We start from the raw sequence: 6,972 nt of genomic DNA, 5'->3' as shown, positions 1-6,972 counted from the left end.
CCCAGCCATACACAGATACACCCCTCTCATACGAGAAGTAGATTACCATATTTCGGTATTAGTGGGATAGGTTCATCACCAAAACGCAATAAATCGCCGTCAAGATGAAAGACTAATTATTGTAGAGACGGCGATTCATCGCGTCTCTTGCCTTGCTAAGAGCAGGATGGAGCGTCTACACTTGACATTGATTAAAAGGTTCTCGAATAAAATAGAGTGCATCGCGTTTTTGAACTTCCATACCGCCTCTATTCCAGCTTCCCCAACGAGTTATAAATTTTTTCTTGCGATCGCGACGTTCAATAGCAACAGTAAAATTATTACGGAGTTCTCGATAACATCCATCCAAATTCGTCAAGGTCAAATCTAGTGCTGGGATATTAAATTTATTCTCCCCTTTATTGACAACAAAGAATCCTTCACTGCCTCGCTCCATTAGTAATACAGTCGGACTATCAATTGCTGCTAAAACATTTTCTTTGGTATTTTTTCCTTGAGTTCTTCGTTGATGCATAATTTGGCGGAATTTGACACCATATTTGATAAAAGCAGCATCTCTATTATCCCAGTTCAGTATTAAAGGAGTGCCACTTTCTCTCGCCAGGATATATGCTGTTGCGAGGAAAGAGTCAGAAGGATCGCTATAGGGGTTAATGGCATTGGAATTAATCTCGCGGATAGTATCGTGATTTCTGCCAAAAGTGACACTACGCGGATCGTTTATGGCTGTGGGAACTCGCAGAGAACGCAAATCTCCACCAAAGCTGAAGGCATTTTTCATTGAATTGTAGAGAACAAAATCTGTGACAGCAGCAATCCAGTTATAATTTTCTGCACTGGTGTCGCTATCTGTGATTACCTCAAGATAATTCCATGCTTTTCCTTGACTTTGTTGATCCACATAGCTGATGTACTCTTTGACAACATCTGCTGGGATATGCTTGGCAGCATCAAACCGAAATCCATCAGTCCCTAAATCTAGCAATTTTTTTAGATGAGCTTTTTGAATTTTTTTAACATTATTGGTAAATCTCAATTCAGGAAGTCCACCTAACCAACAGTTAATTTCTGAATCTCTGTTGTTATCACTATAATTAATGTTACAAGATTTTTTTCCTGGACGGTTTGAGTCCGAATTAAAGTCATTGATAGAAAGGCCTGGAAATTTAGTTAAATCTTCAAAATCATCATTGCCATCTAAATTAGCCATGTGATTGAAAACAACATCAGCAATCACTTTGACATTACAATTGTGGGCTTGACTAATAAGTTTTTTTAAATTGAAGAGTGAACCTCTACCTTCGATAATGCTGTAGTCTACAGGTTGATAGCGTGCCCACCATTCTGGAGCAGGATTAGATTTTTGGGCTGGAGAAATTTGAATGTGAGAATATCCTTGCTTCCCTATTTCACAGACAAACTTTTCAATATCAGTGTACTGCTGATTAAATGCATGAAAAATCGCAGAAGGTTTTTCTCCTGCTGATGTCTTAATCGGGTAAATACAAGTTGTGCAGATTACAACTGCACAGATGAAAATATTTTTCATCAAAGATATTACTCCTAAACCTTATCGTGTTTTACTATGCCATAAAATTTCCTGGGAAAACCTTTAATTCTTCTTTGTCGATTTCTGCGATCGCTTCTCCCGATAGAATATAAATCCCAATGCCTGGATACTAAATTTCTGTGTATACGTTCGTGGCAAAAAGCTATTGTTGTTTTTTCAGATCGGCGTACCGAACTCTCGCAAAGCATACATATTGCAGATACCAGTACCTTTGAGATATTTTTCTTGCTCTACTATAACTTTATTAAATCCCTTATCTCTCAATAATCTTGAAATTTTATCTACTCTATTTTCTAGATCGTGTACTTCAAGAACAATCTGTTTAATCTTTGACCAATCTTGTTCTTTGATGCCTAAAAGTACATCTAATTCACTTTTTTCTACATCTATTTTTAGTAAGTCAATTTTATGAATTTTGTACTCTTGTATAACTTCAGATAAAGTTTTTAACTGACAGGTGACTTGTTTTACGATGAAAGCTTTCTTGAATTTATAGTCAAGTATCAACGAAAGCAAGAAACGAGGTATTTTAGTATACCAATATAAAGGTGAAGATAAATCGTTACAATCGCGAATAGCATCGATTTTTTGAAAAGCAGCTTTTTTAAATTTATCTATTTCCTTTTTTGAACCATCTGGGTATGCAGTGGATATAGATGTAGTATTAGGATAGTAAGCAAATGTCTCAACCTTTGATGTTTGTGAAATACCGCAAGCTATTGTCTTTATTTTTTCTGGATCGAGGCTTTTAACATTCTGTTCCAACACTTGATATGTTTGAGGAATAGGCTCAAACGCATAAATATTTACATTTTTATTACACAATTTGTATACCCATAAAGAGAATATACCAATATTAGCTCCTACATCAAACACTGTATCACCTTCATTTAGTTCAATTCCATATCTAAAATACTCTTGTACTTGCTCGTACATTAAAAATATTTCTTCATTTTTTTGCAGACAAAGAATCTCACTACTATTAGGAAGCGTTACCTTTGGTAAGTTAACTTTTTGATTGAATGACATAAGTTTTAGTTCTAAATTAAAAATATTTAAAATTAGTTCACTACATTACATAGCCCTTTTGTACACACTCCAAAAGGGCAATCTCTAGAAACTTCAATAAGTGGATATTCGTCAAAGCCAGTTACCAACTAAAACATAAGGTGCCCAGTAACCAGGACGACTGTAATTAGGATAATCTTTTAACAACTTTACTTGGGCACGACGCAAGGCTTCAGCCTTTGTCACCTTAGTTTTAACTAACTCACGATAAAATTCACCAATTAAGATAGCAGTAGATTTATCGCTGATATGCCATAGTGAAGCCAAGGTACTACGAGCGCCAGCTTTCACGGATGCTCCTGCTAGCCCTAGCGTGGCGCGATTATCACCAGTAGCGGTTTGGCAAGCACTTAACACCAGCATTTCCAAGGCTTCTGAGCGAGTTTGATCTCGACGACGCAGTAGGCTATCAAATTGCGTAACGTTGATCGGCCCATCATCTGCAAGTATAAAAGTATTCTCAACATTGGAACTAAATTGACCATGAGTTGCCAGATGCAACACATTAAATGGCACAGTATTTACCTTACTCTCTAGGTTTTTGCTGTTGAAGTCTCGGTCTAGTAACTGGGTGGTAGATGCGATCGCTTGGGAAATAGAGTCGAATTCTGATTTAATTTCTGGTAGCGGTGGAAATTGCTGTTGAAAGCCTTGTGGTGGTTGCACTAACCCGGCAGCTAGTACATTGAGTTTTGTTTGTGTCAAGGGTTTGAGTGCGAGTAACTGGAGTCCTAAGCTGAGTGCTACAGCGTATTTTTCTACCAGATATTGCTGACCGTCATACAATATAGCCATTGGCACATTTCGCAATATGCCATCCAGTACAAATACAAGGGTTTTGACTCCACCATCTTTTAAATCTGACTCAATTTCCTTGATTAACCACCCATAGACTTCCTGTGATAACGCTTGCACTTCCTCAGACCGATCGGGTTCTAATATATACTCTCTGAGTTTTTTAATAGTACCTTCTACCTCATTCTGGGACTTATTTACTGTATAATTACGCAGTGGTTGGTTAGGAATTTTGATAATCACTTGCAGTTGATCAGGCAGAATAATTGGATAAATAATTGCGGCTGTGGGATTATCTTTATCTACCACTGTGTCAAGCAAAACAGTTTTGGCATTAATGCAAGCTTCCCGGAAAAAGTCGTCTAATTCCGCTAGTTGCAGTGCTTCAATCCTCTGTCTAGCTTTGTCTAGGATTGGTTCGCTCGGATGAGTTTGCTGGAACTGCAACAATAATTCTACGGACTCTCGATATACAGGTTCTACACTTTCTTTAAAGGAAAACTGGACATCTCGATTCACAACTACTAAGTCACTACGGAGAGTCTGCAACTCACCGATCGCAGTATCATAGCTGGCAATAGCGCCCTCAATCTCTCTTTGCTGTTTTAACAAGCGTCCCAACTGCCAATGCCAACGATAAGCGATATCTGGGGCGTTGATTGTTTCGGCTATGTTCAGTGCCTGTTGGGTGAGGTTCTGGGCTATTGACCATTGTTTTGTTTGTTCGTATACACTGCCTAGAGTCCCAAGGGCAAAGCTCTCGGCTCGTTTATCTGCCAAATTTTGAGCTTGTTGCAAGGCTCTCGCGCAGATTTGAGCGATCGCTTGGGGTGTAGTCCCGAATTTCATCAAGCTTTGAGCTAGATTAATCTGGGCATAAATAGTTGTTACAGAAGCAGGTAGTTGTGTCAATTGAGTTTGAATTTGCGGCAATAGTGTCTGCACGGGGGCTGTTTGTCCCGTGTTCACTAGTAAATTCAACTGATTAACTTGAGCCTGAACTTTGCTAATCGGGTTAGGAGCGATCGCAGCAGCTTGCTGATAGAACTCTATTGCCCCTTTAAAATCTTGCTGTCCTTGTGCCGTGTTGCCTAAACTGAACAAAGCCGCGCTCACATCCTGGGGAGAATCCAATTTTTGGGCAATTGACAAACTTTGCTTTAATACCCGACGGGATTGATCCAAATCTCCTGCTAATTGCAAAGCATCCCCGAAAGACCGTAATTCTACTGCTTTACTAACTGAATTAGGTTTTGATTGTAACTGCTGCTGCAATTGAGTCAAGATTGTCAAACCCCGACGGTAAAATCCCAAAACTTGCCATGCTTGAGCTTGATTGATGCGATCGCGGATAATACCATTGCGATCGCCTAATTGCTTATAGCTGGCTTCCGCACGTTGCCAGGTATTAAGTGCCTGTTCAGCTTGTCCCAAGTCTAGTTGAATACTACCTTGAATATCTAGAATTGGAGCTAAAACCTGAAGATTTTCGGCAGGAGAGGATTTTTCGAGCAACTTCAAGCTATCCGTAATTGCCTGTTGCGCTGGTGGCAAATTACCCAGTTTTTGATATGCCAACGCCAAATTACTTAATGCCACAGCTTGCTGCAATTCATTACCTTGGCTGCCAAAACTTTTAACTGCTTGTTGCAAAACTCTAACCGCTTCTGCAAATTTTCCTGCCTCATACAGCACTTTCCCCTCTTGCAGCAAGTCTTGTGTTTGTGCAGGAGGATTTTTGATTGACACTCCAAGAGTTACGATATTTTGTGTCTCTATAGTTGCAGCAACAGGAAAAGCAGTAATGCACAAAAAAGCTGTCACCAGAACCAAGAGTATGAAAACAGGCAACTTATGGATTTTAAAGGGATGAATCAACCATATATTAAATCCGTCACATATCCGTTGCCACTGATTGTTTTTATGAATCTTGGGTTTCATCAGAATTCCTCCCTTGAATCTTGGAGTAACGAATTATTGACCACAAGACATGGCAGAGGGAATAAAAGAACTTTGCACAAATGGAGCCACAAGCATAATATCACCCTTACCATCAACAATCCATCCTTGAGCCTCCACAATCTAATTAACCTGATACTGTTTCTTTGTGAAGCTGCGCCAAATCTCTTAATTTCTTATTTCTTCTCTTCGAGACGCTTCGCGAAGGCGTACTTGGCGCTCTTGGCGGTTCGTTCTTTATTTCTTGCACTATAAGCGCATTTTCATACAGAATTGGTATGAGTTCGGGATCAGGAAAAGGACAGGTAGCTGAAAATAACAACAAATCCAGTAACCTGTCCTATGTTTTGTCATGTAGATGATTTCTGTAAAGCGTTTTGTCGTCATTAAACCAAAACGATGTCAACACTAGGAAGAAATCCGCTCCCTAAGTTGGTTTGGAGAGAGGCAAATTGAACCGATGCGATCGCATCAAACGGAGATTTATCAAAAGACAAAGCACCTGTGCTGTTGTTATAACTAAACTGACTGGTAGAACTCGCACCAAATCCAAATTTAGAAATCTGAATTTTATCTCCTTCAAAGTACTTAAAGTCTGCAATGTAATCAATTCCATCAGACAGAGAATCGAAGACAAATTTATCGGCTCCACTTCCTCCCACAAGGTAATCGTTGTCTGTACGACCATTTAAAATATCATTGCCGTCGCCTCCGTAGAGAGAGTCATTACCACTGCCGCCATTAAGATAGTCATCAAATGCCCCGGCATCCAAGACATCATTGCCACCATTACCGTATAGGGTGTCAGTGGTATTGTTGAAGGTAAAATTATCAACTCCGTTACTGCCATTGAAGGAAACTTTTTCGATGTTATTGAAGGAAAAGCTGTAGGGATCGCTGACATTAAAGTAGTCGACTACGAGTAAATCAATCCCCGTGCCGCCATCTATATAATCATTAACTCCAGATCCAGGATTAAGGGTATCGTTACCATCGCCTCCGTAGATAGAGTCACTTCCACTGCCGCCATTAAGATAATCATCGAAAGCCCCAGCATCCAAAATATCGTTGCCACCATTACCGTATAGGGTATCAGTGGTGTTGTTGAAGGTAAAATTATCAACTCCGTTACCGCCTTTGAAGGAAATTTTTTCGATATTATTGAAGGAAAAGCTGTAGGGACTGCTGACATTGGAGTAGTCGGCTACGAGTAAATCAACCCCCGTGCCGCCATCTATATAATCATTAAGTCCAGACCCAGGATTAAGGGTATCGTTTCCTCCAAACCCAAAGATACTATCAGTAAAAATACTACCGATAATATTGTCATTTCCGTTAGTCCCACTATAGGTTGGCATTTTAGTTATTCCTCTGAGTAGTAAAAGTAAAAGGTTTTAGTTTTTTGGTTTCAGCAAGGTCTATCTAGGGTGATATTTCATCACATAGAGACGCAATTGGAAGTCCGGTTTTAGCTCGACTTTATCGGTTTTGTTGGTAACAAGATATCTGCAACAAAACGCTAAAGAAGGTCTACACTATCCCTGAAACCTTTAAGGGAAGGCAGTTTTACTTAAAAAGCA

General features: G+C 39.5%; 4 protein-coding genes. All 4 read right to left on the bottom strand.

From position 1 onward, the window contains the following. Positions 1 to 175 precede the first annotated feature (175 nt). Complete coding sequence (locus tag HWQ43_RS14145; RefSeq protein WP_292734521.1) at positions 176 to 1,549, bottom strand: alpha-amylase family glycosyl hydrolase; 1,374 nt, start codon at positions 1,547 to 1,549, stop codon at positions 176 to 178. 177 nt (positions 1,550 to 1,726) lie between these two features. After that, positions 1,727 to 2,599 (bottom strand): FkbM family methyltransferase, encoded by an 873-nt coding sequence (locus HWQ43_RS14140; protein WP_292734518.1) that lies wholly within the window; start codon positions 2,597 to 2,599, stop codon positions 1,727 to 1,729. Between the two features lie 111 nt (positions 2,600 to 2,710). Continuing rightward, positions 2,711 to 5,374: a CHAT domain-containing protein gene (locus tag HWQ43_RS14135; RefSeq protein ID WP_292734515.1), complete on the bottom strand. Its 2,664-nt coding sequence runs from the start codon at positions 5,372 to 5,374 to the stop codon at positions 2,711 to 2,713. Positions 5,375 to 5,778: 404 nt separating this feature from the next. Beyond that, on the bottom strand, positions 5,779 to 6,750 hold the full coding sequence (locus HWQ43_RS14130; protein WP_292734512.1) for a calcium-binding protein: 972 nt from the start codon (positions 6,748 to 6,750) through the stop codon (positions 5,779 to 5,781). Positions 6,751 to 6,972: the final 222 nt, after the last annotated feature.

Origin of the sequence: Nostoc sp. JL31 (genome assembly GCF_017114965.1) — a bacterium.
In the GTDB taxonomy this organism is placed as follows: Bacteria; Cyanobacteriota; Cyanobacteriia; order Cyanobacteriales; family Nostocaceae; genus Nostoc; species Nostoc punctiforme_A.
This window is presented reverse-complemented; position numbering and strand designations above follow the sequence as displayed.